This window comes from Catellatospora chokoriensis (genome assembly GCF_011297315.1).
In the GTDB taxonomy this organism is placed as follows: Bacteria; Actinomycetota; Actinomycetes; order Mycobacteriales; family Micromonosporaceae; genus Catellatospora; species Catellatospora citrea.
Map to the genome: position 1 here is coordinate 67,215 of NZ_JAAOTI010000036.1, position 17,459 is coordinate 84,673.

Annotated in this window: 7 protein-coding genes; all 7 read right to left on the reverse strand. The window is 72.0% G+C overall.

Annotation, left to right across the window (positions count from 1 at the left end; genetic code table 11):
* Positions 1-7: 7 nt before the first annotated feature.
* Complete coding sequence (locus tag HAV39_RS36795; RefSeq protein WP_191843780.1) at positions 8-2,977, reverse strand: AfsR/SARP family transcriptional regulator; 2,970 nt, start codon at positions 2,975-2,977, stop codon at positions 8-10.
* A 102-nt stretch (positions 2,978-3,079) separates the two neighbouring features.
* Positions 3,080-9,391, reverse strand: coding sequence for an RHS repeat-associated core domain-containing protein (locus tag HAV39_RS36800; RefSeq protein ID WP_191843781.1), 6,312 nt, complete (start codon positions 9,389-9,391; stop codon positions 3,080-3,082).
* Between the two features lie 2 nt (positions 9,392-9,393).
* Positions 9,394-12,804 (reverse strand): LamG domain-containing protein, encoded by a 3,411-nt coding sequence (locus tag HAV39_RS36805; RefSeq protein WP_191843782.1) that lies wholly within the window; start codon positions 12,802-12,804, stop codon positions 9,394-9,396.
* A 342-nt stretch (positions 12,805-13,146) separates the two neighbouring features.
* Positions 13,147-13,746 carry a TetR/AcrR family transcriptional regulator gene (locus tag HAV39_RS36810; RefSeq protein WP_191843783.1) on the reverse strand — a complete coding sequence of 200 codons (600 nt, stop codon included), beginning with the start codon at positions 13,744-13,746 and terminating at the stop codon, positions 13,147-13,149.
* A gap of 16 nt (positions 13,747-13,762) precedes the next feature.
* A complete protein-coding gene (locus tag HAV39_RS36815) occupies positions 13,763-14,488 on the reverse strand; it encodes an ABC transporter ATP-binding protein (RefSeq protein ID WP_191843784.1) in 726 nt (241 codons plus the stop codon).
* Positions 14,485-15,519 carry an ABC transporter permease gene (locus HAV39_RS36820; RefSeq protein ID WP_191843785.1) on the reverse strand — a complete coding sequence of 345 codons (1,035 nt, stop codon included), beginning with the start codon at positions 15,517-15,519 and terminating at the stop codon, positions 14,485-14,487. The genes HAV39_RS36815 and HAV39_RS36820 overlap by 4 nt, the downstream gene beginning before the upstream one ends.
* 139 nt (positions 15,520-15,658) lie before the next feature.
* Positions 15,659-17,459 (reverse strand): non-reducing end alpha-L-arabinofuranosidase family hydrolase (locus HAV39_RS36825; protein WP_191843786.1); only part of this gene is annotated, 1,801 nt, incomplete at its 5' end.

Consider the following 17,459-nt stretch of genomic DNA (forward strand, 5'->3'; position numbering starts at 1 on the left):
TCGTCCGTCAGGTGCGGTCGGGTGCGGCGAGTTCGGCCAGCGCCGCCGCGTCGGCGGCCGACAGGTGGTGCTGCAGCGCCATCGCCGCGAGCAGGTACCTGCCCGCCGGGACCGGGTCGGCGGTCCGCAGCAGCCGGGCCAGCCCGAGCAGGGCGCGTGCCTCCTGCGGCGGCTCGCCGCGCTCCTGGGCCATCGCCAGCGCCTTGGCGTAGGTCGCGCGGGCGTCGCCGAGACGGCCCGCGGCCTGGTACGTCTCGGCGAGGTTGACCTCGCTCTCGGCCTCGTCGCCGCGGAAGCCGGCCTGCCGGATCAGTTCGTTGGCCCGCAGCCGGGTCGCGATGGCGGTCTCGTAGTCGCCCAGGTCGCGGTGCGCGTCGGCGACGCAGCCCAGGATCAGCCCCTCGGTGACCCGTTCGCCCACCTCGCGGCCGAGTTGCAGGCCCTCGTCGAGCACGCGCAGGGCTTCCGCGGGCCGGCCGAGCTTCTGGTACGTGAGACCGAGGTTGGTCATCGTCCGGATGATCCGGAACGGCGAGGCCAGCTCCCGATCGATCACCAGGGCCTGGCGCAGGCAGTCCAGCGCCTGTTCGTAGCGGCCGAGCCGGTGGTAGACGGCGGGCAGGCCCGAGCCGAGCACGAGGGACTCGGTCGCGCGGTCGCCGTGGCGGCGGGCGGCCCGCAGCGCGATCTGCGACTCGGCCAGCGCCTCCTCGAACCGTCCGGTGCGTTCCAGCGAGGCGCACAGGTTGTTGCGGGAGCTGGACGCGCCCGGGTGGTCGCCCAGCGCCTCCCGGCCCGCGATGCACGTCCGGTGCGCCGCGATGGCCTGCTCATAGCGGCCCGCCTGGCAGTAGGCGTTGCCGAGGGAGTTGAGGATGTAGTACTTGGTGCGTTCCTCGGCGACGCCGTCGATGGTGCTCAGCGCGCACTCGAACGTGGTGATCCAGTCGCTGACGTACCCGGCCAGGTGGAAGAACTGCCACAGCGGATGGGCCAGGCCGCAGGCCAGCTCGGCTTCCTTCGCCGAGGCGGCCGCGGTCACCGCCGAGACGAGGTTGGCCCGCTCGGCCTCGAACCACGCCATGGCCTGCGCCGCACTGCCGACGCCACCCGGGTTCGCGCCCGCGCTGGGCGCGCCCGCGCCGGTGACGAACGAGTTCGCGTGCACGGCGACGGTGCGGTAGTGCTCCAGCAGCAGCCGCAGCGCGTGGGCGAGCTGCTGGTCGTCGGCGGCGCGGGTGCGCACGTAGTCGCGGACCAGGTCGTGCAGGGTGTACCGGTCCGGGGCGAGGCGTTGGACCAGGTGTGCGGTGACCAGCACGTCGAGGTGGTGTTCGGCGGTGCGCGGCGGCTGCTCGGTCAGCGCGGCCGCGGCCGCGGTGCTGAAGTCGGCGCCCGGCACGGCGGCCAGCAGCCGGAACGTGTGTGCCACCGCGTCGTCGAGGCTGCGGTACGACTGGTCGAGCACCGCCCGCACGGCGTGCTGCTCGTCGCCGAGGATCGCGAGCGTGCTGACCTGCCCGTTGTCGAGCAGCGCGGCGACGTGGGCGCTGATCGTCCACGATGGCCGGTCGGCGAGCTGCGCGGCGGCGATCCGCAGCGCCAGCGGGAGTCCGCCGCACAGCTCGGCCAGCCGTCGCGCGGCGTCGGGCTCGGCGTCGACCCGGTCGGCGCCGAGCAGCCTGGTCAGCAGGGCCAGGCTCTCCCGATCGGGCAGCACCTCGACGCCGTGGCGTCGGGCGCCGTCGCGGGCGATCAGGCCGGTGAGCAGCTCGCGGCTGGTGACCAGGACGCAGCAGCCGGGGGTGCCGGGCAGCAGCGGCCGGACCTGGTCCACGGACCGGGCGTTGTCCAGGATGATCAGCGTGCGGCGGCCGGCCAGCAGGGACCGGTACAGCGCCGCGGCGTCGTCGAGGTCGATGGGGAGCCGTTCCCGGGACACGCCCAGGCAGCTGAGCAGGTGCAGCAGCGATTCGATGGGCCGCAGCGGCGGGCTGTCGTCGTAGCCGCGCAGGTTGATGTAGAGCTGCCCGTCGGGGAACGACGCGATGGACCGGTGGGCCCAGTGCACCGCGAGCGCGGTCTTGCCGACGCCGGCCATGCCGGTGAGCAGGCTGATCGGCGGTGGTTGCCCGCCAAGGGTGTCCATGACGGCGTCCCGGCCGACGAAGTCGGTGATGTCGTGCGGCAGGAAGCTGCGCGGGGGCGGACCTGCCGAGGGCGGACCGGCCGGGGGCGGGTCCAGGCGCGGGTCGGCGGCCAGGATCTGCTGGTGGATCTGGCGCAGCTCGGCGCCGGGCTCGACGCCGACCTCGGTGACCAGCAGGTGCCGGGTGCGCCGGTATGCCTCCAGCGCTTCCACCTGCCGTCCGGCGTGGTAGAGCGCGAGCATGAGCTGGCCCTGCAGCCGTTCGCGGTACGGGTGCTCGCCCGCGGCGGCGGTGAGCCGTTCGACGGTCGCGGCGTGCCGGCCGAGGTCGAAGTCGACGCGCACCCGCTCCTCGAACGCGATGATCCGCCGTTCGTCGAGCCGGGCCGCCTCGGCGGCGAGCGCACCCAGCCGCGGCAGGCCGGCGAACGCGGGTCCGCGCCACATCGACAGGGCGCGGTCCAGCAGCGCGCCGGCGCGGTCGAGGTCGCCGCGCTCGCGGGCGGTCTGCGCGTCGGCGGTGAGCTGCTCGAACCCGTGGGCGTCGTACTCGCCGGGGGTGACGGCGAGCCGGTAGCCCTGGTGGGTGTGGGTGAGCCGGTCCTCGTGGTCGAGGTGGCGGCGCAGCCGGTGCACGTACACCTGGATGGTCTTGCGGGCGGCCGGGGGCTGGTCGCCTTCCCACAGCGTGTCGGCGACCTCGTCAGGGCCGACCGGGTGGCCGGCGCGGGCCAGTAGCAGGCCGAGCAGCAGTTCCAGCCGGGACGGCAGGGTGAGCCCCTGGTCGTCGCGGTGGATGACCAGGGGCCCGAGTGCAGCGAACCGCATGACGCTCCTAAGAGGATTCCTGCTGGAAGTTACCTCCTGGGTGGGCGTCGTGGTGGGGTGGGACGGCGCGGAATTCCTCCCCGCCGTCCCGGCTGGTGGCGGTCAGGTGGAGATGGGTTTGTTGGCGAATCCGGACTGGGCGGGCAGCGCCGCACTGGGCTTCTTGGACTCGGACGGAGGCGACTGGAATGCGATCTTGGTGCGGTTCGTCGAGTAGTACCGGTCCCGGTCGCCGGTGGCGATGTAGTGCGCGCCCTTGGCACCCTCCCAGATCACGTTCTCCACGAAGCAGAAGGTGTCCAGCCCGTCCATGAAGGTGCGCGGGATGAGCTGCTTGCGCCAGTCCAGGGTGTCGGCGACGGCGGCCGCGTAGGAGTTCTCGGCCGCGCTGACCCGGCGGTCGAAGATGCCGCGCTGCTGCCTGGTGTTCTTCGGCATGCCCTTCATCCAGGCGGCCGCCATGTCGTCCTCGGCCGCCTTCACCGCCTTCTCGGCGGCCATGGCCTCCTTCGTCGCCGCCTTGGCTCCCTTGATCACGCGCAGGCCGGGGACCATCCCGACCACGCCCAGCGCGCAGTCGAGTCCAGCGCCGTCGGCACACGACTTGAAGGTGTCGAGCGCGCCGACCAGGGCCGAGGCCGCGCCCAGTGCCGGTGCGATCACCTGCAGCGGTGGCACGATCGAGCAGACCATCGCGGCCACGCCCAGGCCCGCCGAGATCGCCCCGGCGTTGTTGTAGACGAACTTGGCGGTATTGGACACCCCCTTGGCCGCGGCGCTGACGCCGGACTTGACGACGTTGGCGGCGGCGCTGACGCCGGGCACCTTCTTGAGCGCGTCGTCGAGCTTCTTCGGCCACATGCCGTCGGGGTCCGAGCTGGTGACGGGGCTGTTGTTGGCGTACGAGTAGCCGTGTAGCTGCTGCGGGTCCTTGTCGTCGATGACCGGGTCGACCGAGACGAACCGGCCGATCACCGGGTCGTACTCGCGTGCGCCGAGGTGGGTCAGGCCGGTGTTGTCCTTGGTGCCGCCGACGAAGCCCTTGTCCATCGCGGCGGGCCAGGTGCCGGTGGTGGCGCGCAGCACCCCGAACGGGGTCTGCCGCCGGATCGACACGGCCTGCCCGACGGCGGCGACGGAGACCTGCGCGGTGCCGTGCAGGTCGTTGGACAGCCAGGTCACACCCGCCGCGCTGCGGGTGGCCACGACCTGGTCGGCGTGGGAGTAGTAGCGGGTGCACCGGCGTACCGTGCTGCCGGTCGTGACGCGCAGCTCCTGGCCGGGCAGGTAGAGCGTCTGCCCGCCGGGGTCCTTGCGCAGCAGCCGGGTGCCGTCGACGTCGTACACGTACGACGTGGTGCCGGTGCTGTCCTGGCTGGAGCTGACCCGCCCCTCGGCATCCCAGGTCAGCCGCTGGACTCCGCCGGCCGGGGCCGGGCGGGACACGGTGTTGCCGACGTCGTCGTAGCCGTAGGCGGCGTCGGCGATGCCGTTGATCGTGGTGCCGGTGAGCTGGTGCGTGCCGGGCTCGATCGTGTACCTGGTGGTCCGGTCACCGGTCGCGGTGGCGTGCTCGACGAGTTTGGTGCGGTTGCCGACCTCGTCGTAGGTGAACGAGCTCCAGTACTTCGCCGGGCCGGCCGGGACCGTCGGGTCGGGGGCGCAGTCGCCGCCGGCCGTCGTCCACGCCTCGGTGAGCCGCTGCAGGTGATCGTGCCGGAAGCACTGGTGGTCGCCCGCGGTGACGTCGGAGATCCCGGTGACGTTGCCGATCTTGTCGTAGGAGTACCGCACGTCGGCGACGGTGGTCGGGGTCGTGGCCCGGGTGGTCCAGACCTGCGCCAGCCGCCGGGTGACCGCGTCGTAGGTGCGGACCACGTCGGCGCGGGGGCCGCCGTTGTGCCGCAGGTGCACCGCGGCGAGTTCGCCGAAGCTGGTGTACTCGGTGCCCGGGGTGTCTTGGTCCGGGGCGGCCACCAGGGTGCCGCCCAGCGAGGTGCCCAGGGTCACCGGCTTGCCGAGCGCGTTGTAGCCGCGGGTCAGCGTCTCCAGCCCGAGGTCGTCACCGCCCGGCAGCCGGGTGGTCGCCAGCGAGCCGTCCTGGTTGTAGGTGTAGACGTAGTTGTACACCCCGGCCAGCGCGCCGGTGGTCGGCCCGGCCGGGACCGTGATCCGCATGCCGGTGGGCTTGTAGTCGACGGTGAAGTTGACGTACTCCTTCTCGTAGGCTCCGCCCGCGTCGTAGCGGGCCGTCTTGACCAGCTCGCCGCGCACGACGGCGCCGTTGGTGAGCGTGTCGTAGAACCATTCGGCGCGCTTGGGGCCGGTCGCCGACCCGTCGCGCAGGGTCGTCTTGCGGCCGATCTCGTCGTAGGTGTAGGCGAGGGTGTCGCCGTTGTCGTCGGTGGTCGACAGCACGTCGCCGGCGTCGTTGTAGGACTTGGTGGTGGTGCCCTTGTCCGGGTCGACCGCCTTGATCTGGCGGCCCTTGAGGTCGTACGCGTAGGTCCAGGCGCCGCCCAGCGGGTCGGTGAGCTTCACCAGCTTGCCCTTGCGGTCGTACTCGTATCGGGTGCGGTCGAAGCCGCTGTCGCCGCCCGCGGCCACGCCCTGGTGGTATTGGCGCAGCTCGACGATCGCGTCGTCGATGTCGGTGACCTTGGAGGTGACCACGCCGCCCTGCGGCGGGGTGGTGTCGACGCGGTCGCCGCCGTAGCGGGTGCTGGTCCGCCACGTCTCGGTGCCGCCCGGGCTGGCGGGCGGCCCGTTCACCTTGTGGATCTCCTCGGTGACCCGTCCCGCGCCGTCGAACACCTTCACGTCCAGCGACGGGATGTTGCCGCTGGGCAGGAACAGCTGGGTGCTCGGCGGCACCGGCTGCAGCGCCGCGGTCACCGCGAGGTAGGTGTTGTGCGTCTTGGCGGCCCGGCCGGTCGAGTCGTAGTAGGTGTCGGTGACCACCGCGCCGGGCCCGCCCGCCGCGTCGGGCTCCTGGGTCTGGCGCAGCCGCAGCAGGTTGTCGTGCAGCAGGTAGCTGGTGATGTAGCCGCCCGCGGCGTTGAGGCGCTGCGTGGTGATGACCGTCGGCGCGTTGTTGCGCACCAGGTACTCGTAGCGCACGTTCGGCGACTGGCTGGACCTGTCCCGGCCGGGCAGCCAGACCGCGGTGAGCCGGCCCAGCCCGTCGTAGGCGTAGTCGAGGCGGCGGCCGTTGGTGTCGACGGAGCCGGTCAGCGAACCCCAGGCCGGGCTCACGTCGGTGACCTTGATCCAGCCCATCGCGTTGGTCTCGGTGTTGGCCGTGACCGGCCCGCCGACCGGTGGGGTGTAGGAGCTGGTGGACCGCCCGCCGCGCACGTCCCAGGTCTCGTAGACCCGGCCGTGCGCGTCGTAGGTCTTGCGCTGCTCGACCTGGTGCGCGGCGACGCCCCCGGCGTACGACGACAGCGTCTCCAGCCGCGTGGGCAGGCCGCGGGTCGGCGCGGCGTTCCAGGCGAGCCCGTCGTAGCTGGTCTTGTCGTCGCTGATCACGTCGTCGGCGGTCAGGCCGCCGGCGGCGACCTTCGCGCAGTCGACCGCGTACGTCCGCTCCCGGCCGACCCGGTCCAGGATCCACGCCGAGTTGTTGCGCACGTAGTCGGTCAGCAGGCACCGCTCGTCGCCGGCGACCGCGTCGTCGCCGTGCTCCTCCCGCTTGACCACCATGCCGTACGCGTCGAACTCGCTGACGGTCGTGCCGGTCCGGGCGGGCCTGTTCTTGTCCAGGGTGGTCCGCTGGTGCTCGGCCAGCTGGCCGGTGCGCCGGGCGTGCACGGTCACGCCGTTGATCGTGCGGCTGGCCGTGGGCGCCGACTGCCAGGGCTCGGTGACGGTGGCCGACACCTCCGCTCCGCCGGGCCCGTTGTAGGTGATCGTCTCCCGGGTCATGCCGGAGAACGCGTCCTCGTCGGCGACCGCGGGCACGCCGCCGGTGGCGATGGCGGGCAGCACCACCGAGCGGGTGCCGGTGGGCAGCTTGTCGCCGTGCATGCCGCGGAAGTAGCGCCGCTCCTCCCGGGTCTGCTCGCCGGGGTCGCCCTTGGTGGTGCGCACGGTGGCGTAGCCGCGCCACACCGACCAGGTCTTGTACTCCTTCTTGAGGAAGCCGTCGTCGTCGGTGTAGTGCCAGGCCGGGTCGCCGACGTAGTCGTAGTGCGTCAGCACCCGCGACGACGAGCCGGACAGGTCCGCCTCCACCACATCCTTGATCAGGTACCGGTGGAAGAAGTCGTCGATCGGCTCGGTCTGGCCCTCCGGCTGCCATTTCACCGGGTAGCAGCGCAGCGTGTTGTTGTGCAGCGCGGTCTTGTCCGGCACCCGGCTGCCGCGTACGCAGTCCGGGTCGGTGTAGGTCAGGTCGAGCTTGCCGCCGGTCTCGGAGTTGATGGTCTTCATCCGGTAGCGGTTCAGCGCCGGGAACTGGTCGTTGTCGGTGTCGACCCGGTTGGGCATGACCACCCCGACGAACGTGGTGTCCGGCACCGGCGTCGCCGTGCCGACCAGGCCGGTGTGCGACAGCTTCGACAGCCACAGCGTCGGGGAGTCCGAGTCGGGGAACGTGTGGGTCAGCGTCCACGACTCGACGTCGGTGTGGGTCGTGCCGTTCCACACCCGGGTGGTGACCGCGCTGAGCCGCTTGGTGCTCCAGAACGTCGGCGAGTTCTGCGACGGCAGGCAGGTCGCCGCCGCGCACTCGCGGTCGAAGGGCACGTCGGGCCAGTGCGCGCCGTCCTTGACCGTGCAGCCGGCCAGGCACCGGTCGGCGACCGAGAAGATCACCTGCGCGGGCGCCGGACCGGCGAGGTCGACCCGGGTGCCGTACTCGATCTTCGCGAGGTAGCCGTCGCGGTCGTAGCCGGTGTCGTCCTCGGGTTTGTTGTTGCGGCCGTACTTGTTGGTCTCCCTGGTGTAGGTGTAGGTCATCGTGTTGCCGTTGAGGTCGACGACGTAGTCCAGCAGCCACCGGTAGCCCTGCCGGCACCACGAGTCGGCGAACGCGGTCTGGCGGCACGGTTCGCCGCTGTGGTTGCCGTACACCGGGACGGTCAGCGTCGAGTCGGCCCCGGACCGGCCGCCGAACCAGTACTTCGTGCCGTCGACCGTGGTGACCAGCCACCACTCGCCGTCGTTGTCGCCGTTCGGGCCGCCGGTGCGCCGCTCGACGCGGGTGCCGTCGTCAGAGCGCAGGTGCCACAGGTTCGGATCGGCGGCGTCCTTGATCAGCTCTCCGGCGTGGCCGGGCAGCGACAGCGTCGCGTTGTCGGTCTCCCAGCACTGGTCGCCGGTCTTGACCGTGTTGTTGGCCCCGTCGCCCATGTCCTCGGCGCAGGCGTTGTAGCGGCGCTCGATCGCGCCGGGCTGCCAGTCGAACCCGTCGCCGATCCATGACGCCTGGTTGTTGGTCGAGGCCATCCGCCCGTCCACCGACGCCGACGAGTACTGCAGGCTCACCGACGGCTTCGGGCCGTTGATCGCCGGCGGCATACGCATCGGGTAGGTCCACGAGAAGTCGCCGGAGTTGCCGCCCGCGCTCCAGGTCGCCGACGGCGCCAGCGACGTGGCCTTGTGGTCGCCGCCGCCGCCGGAGCTGCCCGCGGTCACCGCGAGCAGGACTCCCCCGGCGGACGCCACGTCGACCAGGCCGCTGAGCTGTCCGGTCACGACGTCGTTGCGGACGCCGGTGACCGGCACCCCGCGGCACGCGGGCGCCTGCGGGGTGCTCAGCGCGCACTCCGGCAGCCGCTGCAGGGTCAGCCGGGACGCCCAGTCGCCGCCGTAGGCCCACCGGAACGTGCGGTAGTCGACGCTCACCCGCGCGCTGCCGGACCTGCCCGCCGCGTCGACGGACCCGGTCGCGTCGGCGGACTTGGTCGCGTCGGTGGGTGCGACGCGCAGCACGATGCCGTCCAGCCCCGCGCGGCGGCCCAGGTTGTCGACCCGCAGCCGCTGCGGCGAGCGGGCGTCGACGCCGCTGACGGTCACCGGCATACCGCTCACGGCCACCGCACCGTCGGCGGTCCGGCCGGTGGCGGTGCCGGTCAGGTCGACCTCGGCGCTGGCGCCAGTGGGCCACAGCGGTGCCGGCGGCCGGAACGGTGTCCCGGTCGGCGGCACCGCCACTGCCGGTGGGGTGAAGGTCACCCCGGGGACGGTCGGTTCCCGCTGCGGTCTGCCGGGACGGTACGGCGCGGCGGCGGCGGGGGTCGCTGCCAGCAGGGTGGAGGCCGTGAGCACGGCGGCGGCGGCCGCGAGCCGGGCCCGGAAACGGCTTCTGCCGTTGCGGTACATCGGAGAGTCCTCCAGGTCGGGGGTGGGGTGGTGCCGGACATGCGCGGCCGGGGCCGCCGCTGATGGGCGGCGGCCCCAGCCGGTCACGGTCAGGGGATGCGGCTCAGGTCGGCGACGACGCCCTGGTACACGCGGATCTCGTCGACGTAGCCCTGCCAGTGGTTGGCCGCGGCGCCCAGCGACCACATGCGGCCGAGGTTCACCGGGCCGTCGGCGCTCCACGGGCTGGTCACGGCCGCGGCGCCCTGCAGCGTGCCGTTGACGTACAGGCGCAGTTCGGCCCGCTGCGCGTCGTACACCGCGACGAGCTGCGTCCACGCGTCACGGGCGGGCGCGGCCGCGGACTGCACGCGCACCCCCGAGCCGGACTGGCCGTCCGGCGCGCCGTAGACGGCCTGCCAGCGGCCGGCGGCCGCGTCGAACCGCAGGCCGATGCCGCACGACTGCACGCCCTGCTGGCAGAACACGGCCCGGTCGCCGGTCACCCCGGCGGGCAGGTACGCCCAGGCGGACACGGTGAACGACTGGTCGGTGCGCAGCACCGGCTCGGTGGTCAGCGCGTGGTCGTCCACCCCGTCCAGGAGCATCCCGGTGCCGGTGTGCCCGGCACCCGCGGGCGGGATCTGCGGGCCGCCCGGCTGCGGGAAGAAGTCCAGGTCGTGGGCCAGCGCCGAGGCGTCGTAGGTCGGGCCGGGCCCGACGTCGGACATGTCCCAGCGGGCCACCAGCGCGTTGCGCACCGGGTCGGCCAGGTCGAACACCTCGGTCGCGCTGATGACCCGCTCCCAGACCTCGACCTCGGCGACACTGCCCGCGAACGCCGTGCCCGGCATGCCCTGCCCGATGTGCAGCGGCCCGTCGGCGTCCCACACGCTCACGCCCGTGGCCGTGCCCTCCAGCACCCCGTTGACGTACAGGCGCATCTCCCGGGTCGTCGCGTCGTAGACCCCGGCCAGGTGCGTCCACACGTTCAGCCGCGGCGTGCTGGTCGAGATCGGACCGGGCCAGGCCGCCGGGCTGGCGGAGTCCGTGGACGGCGCGGTCATCTTCCACACGTTCCACGCCTGGGAGTACTCCAGCAGGAAGGCCCCGTTGTGCGCGCCGACCTGCGCCACCGCGGTGCTGCTGGCGGTGTTGGCGCGCAGGTTCACCCAGGCCGCGACGCTGAAACTCTGGCTGGTGTCGGCCAGCACCGGTCCGGCGGTGGCCGCCATGTCGTCGATGCCGTCCAGGCGCAGCGCGGTGCGGCGGGCGCCGTCGTTGCCGGGCGCGATCCGGCCGCGTACGCCGAGCGTGCCACCGGTGAGCGTCGCGTCACGACCCTGCCCGGTGTCATCGACGAGCACGGTGCTGCCGGCCGGCTCGTCCAGCCGCCACCGGCCCAGCGCCGTGCTCTGCGCGGCGACGTAGAACTGGTAGGTCCGGTTCGATTCGTTGCCGGCCCGGTCCACGGCCCGCACGTACAGGGTGCGCGGTCCCGACGAGGTCGGGGTGAAGTCCACGCTCACGCTGCCGCCCACGGCCTGCGGCGTCGCCACCGTCTGCGGCGGGGAGGTGAAGCCCCACAGGAAATGCTGGGTGTCGGCCGAGCTGCTGAACGTGAACCGCCCGATCTTGCCCACGCCGCCGCAGGCACCGCCGGAACAACCGGTCGGGCCCTCCTTGTAGACGTCACCAGTGACCGTCGGCACGGCGGGCGGGCTCACGTCGACCTGCCACTCGCAGCTGCCGGGCACGCCGGTGACGTCGGAGGCCAGCGACGGCGAGTGCGACGGGGAGTCGTTGGACTGTGCCCGGAACGTGTACACGCCGCCGTCGGTCAGCGACTGCGTGGTCAGCAGCGACGTGCCGCCGTTGGGCACTCCGTCCTGGTAACCGCCGGCCAGGTCGACGAACGACGCGCCGTTCCACTTCGCGTAGGCGTACCAGACCTGCATGGTGTCGCCGTCGTTGTCGGTGACCCGGGCGCGCAGCGTCGGCGTCACCGTCTTGACGAAGGGCCGGTTCGCGCCGGTCGCGCAGGCCTTGCCGTCCACCGTCAGGCTGTCCGGCTTGTTGGGCCGGGTGTTGTAGGTGACGTGCAGCTTGAAGTCGTTGAGGAAGTAGCGCATGTAGCGCTCCGTGTGCCGGTCGTTGGTCCCCTGCAGGTCCTCGGCCGCGGCCACGCCGACGAAGTAGTAGTCCTGGCCGCCGTCGGCGAACGCCTGCAGGTCGCCGACCAGGGTGCCGCTGCTCACCTCGAACGGCATGTTCGCCTCGCCGCAGTCGGCCTCGTTGGCGTGCACGCTGTTGCTGCCGAGCTTGACCCGCAGCGCCGGACCGGGCCACCCCTGGCGCGGCGTCGCGGAGATGCCGTCGGTGCGGTAGAAGTAGTTCGACCGGTTCTCGCCGCACTTCCAGGTGTGGTCCACCCGCCCGGCGATCTTCGCCGACAGGATCTGCCGGCCCCTGGCCTCGCTGACGGTGAACCGCAGGAACGTGCGGTACTGGTGGGTCGAGTCCGGGTCGTTGCCGACCCGCAGCGCGACCGCTGCCGGGTTCGGGTCACCGGCCGCGATCTTCGAGTCCATGGTGTTGCCGTTCTGGTTGTCCTCCGACGCGTAGGCCCACTGCCCCACGCCGGAGATGAACAGCGGATCGATCTCGATCGGGAACCGCGCCGCCGGATCGTCGAGCAGCCCGCGGTCCGGTGACAGCAGCAGCTGCCGCCCGGAGACCCGGCCGGTGACCGCCGCGACCCGGCGCGCGGGCTCCCGGTCCAGACCGATCAGCGCCAGCTCCCGGCCGCTGCGGCCGACCGCCGGCGTGTCCCACATGACGGGCGCCTGCGCCGCGGCGACCTGCAACTGCCCCACCCGGGCGCGCAGGCCCCCGTCCGCGGTGTGCTCCAGCACCGCGTCCCCGCCGACGACGTACCGCGCGTCCCGCACGCGCGGGTCGGTGGCCGCCTGCCGGGTGCGCACCCGCAGCAGGTGCACGAAACCTTCCGCGGTCGCGCGGACCACCAGGTCGGCTCCCGGCAGCACCTCCCGGTAGACGGCGCTGTCACCGCTCACCACCGGCGCGGGCAGCGCCGTGGGCCAGGACAGCGAGAACGTGTGCCCGTCGCGGCGCATCGTCACGAACGGCCCGGATCCCCCCGTGGAGAAGCGCACCTGCGCGGCGATCGCCGTGGGCGCCAGCTCCTGCCCGATCCGGACCAGTGTCGGGTCGACGCTGCCCCACCTGCCGTCCAGCGTGCGGGCCCGCTGCGGCACCAGCGAGCTGACGACGGTCCGGGTGCCGGACGGCTCGGCGTACACCTCGGCGTACTCGGTGCGCGCCGCCTCGATCTCCACCGGCCGGTCGCAGGCGGCGGCGAGCGCGGCCGCCTGCGCCGCCTCCGGTGCCGTCGGCTGCTCGGCACAGGCGGCCGGTGACGCGGGCGGCGCGGCCGTCGCCGGCACGGCCGGCAGCAGCAGCGCCGCGGCGCAGAAGTAAAAGAACAGACGACGCATCATGGCGCCCGGCCCCCACTGTCGCGAAAGGATGAATGCCGCGACAGCCTGCGGGAGGCCGGTTACTCGACGCCTACATCACGGTTGCACCGCAGGCCCGGCGTGGTGGAACCACGCTGCCCGGGTGGCGCACCTCGTGACCCTGACGGCCGATGATCTGCGGTCGGTACGGGAGAAGCTGCGCGTCGAGCAGGTGCTGGCCAAGCGCTTGCCGTGACGCGCTGGAGGCCGCCGGGACCGCACCGGCCGACGTCGCTTCCCCGATCGTCGAACCCATCGACAGAGGCCGATCACTGGCCACCCTCGTCGGCCCCCAGCCTCGCAGCGTCCCCGGCGCGGGGGAGATCACCCGACGGCTCGGGACCTGTCCGCAGCGTGCAGGTACGGCTCGAGCAGCTGCTCGACCAGACCTCGAACGTCTTCCGGCCGGACTCCGTCTTCGATCATCTGAGATCCGGCCCGCACCACCGCCTGGATCAGTTCGGCCGTGTGCTGCGGCTGCGCCGCCCCCGACCGGGCGAGCGCGTCGACGAGCGGCACGCGCAACTGCTCGTGCAGCACCCGGCTTGATTCGGCCAGGGCCGCTCCGGGCGCCGCCATGGCCAGGCCGCGCATGACGGCGTGTTCGCCCTGGGCGACCAGCTCCAGGTTGGCGTCGGCGTACGCCAGGACCTGCTCGGCGGCAGTCGCCGCACTGTCCATGCGCTCTGCGACGAAGCCCGACCAGCGGGGGAACATGTCCGCGATGACGGCTTCGAGCAGGTCTTCGCGTGATCGGAAGTACAGGTAGACGCTGGAACGTGCCAAGCCTGCCCGCTGTGCGACAGCGGACAGGCTCGGCGCCTCGGGTGCGCCCAAGGCCAGGATGTCACGGGCAGCGTCGAGCAAGGCCCTGCGCTGCAACGACCGGTGCTCGGCGACCGTGGCCGCCTGAATCTTCGGCACGCACCCTCCCCCGCGGTCAGACCCTGCTCAGTGCACCGTCCATCATCTCGTAGACGGAGTCGCAGTACTGCAGCACCTCGGTGTCATGGGTGACCATCACCGTGGCGACCCCGTGCCGGCGGGTCTCCCGGGCGAGCATCTGCACGATGTCGCGGCTGCGCGCCTGGTCGAGGGCAGCGGTCGGCTCGTCGACCAGCAGCAGCCGCGGACCGGTGACCAGCGCGCGGGCGATCCCGACCCGCTGGCGCTCGCCGCCGGAGAGCTGGTGAGGCCGCCGGTCGGCCTTGCCTGCCATGCCGACCTCGGCCAGCAGTTCCATCGGATCGCGGTGGACCGCGTCCGCTGAGGCGAACCGTCTCAGCAGTCGCAACTGGTCCAGGGCCGTCAGCGCGGGTAGCAGGTTGCCGGACTGGAACACGAATCCCACCAGGTCCCGCCGCAGGGCGGTGCGGGCTCGCCGGGCAACCGCCGTCATCGGGCGCCCGGCGATGGTCACCGTCCCCGAGTCGGGCACGGCCAGCCCACCGGCCACCGCCAGCAGGCTGGACTTGCCGGATCCGGACGGCCCGACGACGGCCGTGAACTCGCCTGCGGCCACGGTGAGGTGCACGCCATCCAGTGCGCGTACGGTGTCCTCGCCGTCGCCGAGCAGCAGGGTCACCTCCCGCATGGCCAGACCTTGGGCGGGGTCGTGCGTGCCCGGGGATGCGGCCTGCCGGATGGTCTCGGTGGGGGTGTTCATCTGCTTCCTCCCAGTGCGGTCGCCGGGTCGACGGCGGCGATGCGAGCAATGGCCACTGCGGCTCCGGTCAGTCCCAGACCCACCAACAGCGCGGCGGCGACCGCGACAGCTTGAACGTCGAGTGCGAACGGCACGCCGCCCCCGACCCAGGAGCCCAGCCCGACTCCGGCGCCGATGCCGACGGCGGCCGCGGCAAGCAGCAGCACCAGAGCCTGCGCCAGCCCATCGCGCAGCAGGTAGCCGGTGGGCGCGCCCAGGGCGCGCAGCACGGCGAGTTCGTGCTTGCGCTGGACGGTCCAGACGGTGAAGAACGCGCCCGCCACCAGTGCGCAGATCAGGTACAGGAACACCTGGATGAGGGTCAGGGTCGACGTTTCGGCGGTGTAGCCGGGCGAGGCGCCGTACGACTCGGGCAGGGTCATGCTTTCGGTGCCCGCGGCGGCGTCGCCGGCGGCGAGATCGACGGCGGTGCCCCGGACCGCGACGGCGGTGATCTCCTGGCGGGCGCGGTCGGGGACGGGTTCGCCCGGTCCGGCGCCCGCGTGGATCGCCTGCCACGCGGCCAGCGGCAGGTATGCGACGTCGACGTGGCCGAAGGTGTGCTGTTCGGCCAGCACACCGACGACGGTGAGCCGGGTGCCGAGCCGGTCCACGGTGACGGTGTCACCGAGCCGCAGACCCGCGTCGGCCGCGGTGCTGCTGACCACGATGCCGTCCGGGGCCGCCAGCGGTGACCCGGTGGCGACCTTCGGCGTGAGGAAGGATCCGGGCTCGACCCCGAACAGCGCGAGGTCGATCTCGACGCCGGAGCTGCTGCGGGCGTTGATGAGGGCGCTGCCGAACGGGGCGGCCTGGGTCACACCCGGCCGGCCGGACCAGGCGGCCACCGCGTCGAGACTGATGACGCTGCGGGTGAACGCGGCGTCGCGCGCGACCCCGTGACTGAAGGCCAGCGAGGTGACCGGCAGTTGCTGCAGCCCGGACACGCCGTCGCGGACCAAGCCCTGCAAGAGGCCGGAGAGCAGGACCATGAGCTGATACGGCGTGAAGCCGCTCGATCGAGGCGGGCGGCGCGACCGGCGCCCGTCGGGCGTGTCCGGCGCCGGTCGACGCCGGACACGCCCGAGCGGTCAGCAACGGGATCGGTCTGCGATGAGCAGTCCCCTGTCCCTAACGTTGCAAGGTCAGCACACCCGGCCGCCACGGCAGCAGGTTGTAGTCGCCTCCCGCGCTGGGGTTCTTGCCCTGGTAGAGGAACTGGAGGTTGCACGGGTCGATGGTCTTGGTCTGGTCGGGGTTGTTGCGGACCAGATCACCGTGGCTGATGTCGTTGGTCCAGGTGGCACCGCTGTTGGCCTTGCCGGCGAAGGGGTTGCTCTCCGTGGCGGCCTGCGGGGTCCACGAGCCGCTCAGGCTGCTGGAGGTGAACGAGCGGAAGTAGCGCCCCTGGCTGCCGATCGCTTCGACGATCATCAGGTACTGGTTCTGGCCCTGGACCTTGTAGACCTCGACGCCCTCGAACAGGTTGTTGGTCGAATCGGTCATGATCGTCGTGTAGTTCGAGCCGAAGCTGCCGGGGAAGTTCCCGATCGACATGCTGGACCGGTAGATCTTGCCGTTGTCCCCGGCGAAGAACAGGTACATGTTCTGGTCGTCGCCGATGAGCGTCTGGTCGATCACGCCGTACGGGGCGTCGGGAAGGCTGGCGGTGGACAGCGTCTGCGGCGAGGACCAGCCGTTGGCGTTGGTCGGGTCGTTCGACGTCTTGTAGCTGAACGAGGTCGGTCCCCACTGGTACGCCAGCACCCAGATGTTCTTCGGGGCGAAGTACAGCAGCGTCGGCGCCACCGTGCCCTGGCCCATGCCCGTCTGGCCGGCCGATGCCATGTCGGACCAGTTCGTGAACAGGCTGAAGTTCATCGAGCCGTAGGAGCCTGCGCTGTTGACGTTCGACCCGTAGACCAGGTGCCGGCCGTTGTAGACGACGTTGGTGAAGTCCTTGAGCGAGACCCATCCGTTCTGCGGGTTGGCCAGCGCGCCGGTCGAGGTCCAGCGGTACGTCGAGGGAAGCGCGCAGCCACCCGGGGGTGGCGATGACGGGGGCGCTGACGGCGACGGCGACGGGGAGCTGCCGAACTGGGTCCGCCACTGCTGGTTGGTCTGGCCGTGGCAGTCGTACAGCTGGATCTGCTGACCGTTGCCGGTGCCCCACACGTCCAGGCAGCGGCCGGACTGGACGCCGCTGATGGTGCCGTTGGAGTTGACGTTCCACTGCTGGTTCGTCTGCCCGTTGCAGTCCCAGATGATCACCGCGGTGCCGTTCGCGGTGCCCTGCCCGTTCGCGTCGAGGCACTTGCCGCCGTACACGTTCAGCTGCTTGCCGGTGGTGTAGGTCCATCGCTGGTTGGCCTGGGTGTTGCAGTCGTAGAGCTGCACCCGGGTGCCGTTGTTCTGCGTCGCGTTGGGCACGTCGACGCACCGACCCGACTGCACCCCGACGATCGTGCCGGCGCCGCCCGCCGGCGGGCTCGAGCTCGGCGGCGTCGTCGGGCTGACGGCGTTGAGAGCGTTGAGCACCGAGGTGTAGGCGGACTTCTTGTTCCCGTTGCCGTCGAACAGCAGCGGGCTCTCGCCGGAACGCCAGGAGTCGCTGTCGCGCACGCCCCACACGGTGATGCCGATGCAGCGTGGCACGTTCATGCACGCCTGGGTCAGGCCGGAGTACTGCGAGGTCGACGCGTTGGTCACATCGGCCTCGGTCAGGGCCACGTCCACGCCGAGGGCGGCGAAGCTGGACAGCGTGGTCTGGAAGTTGCCGGGCAGCGAGCTGCCGCCGGTGAAGTGGGTCTGCAGGCCGACGCAGTCGATGGGCACGCCGCGGGACTTGAAGTCCTGGATCATGCGGTACACACCCTGGGTCTTGCCGTAGCTCCAGTTCTCGATGTTGTAGTCGTTGTAGCAGAGCTTGACC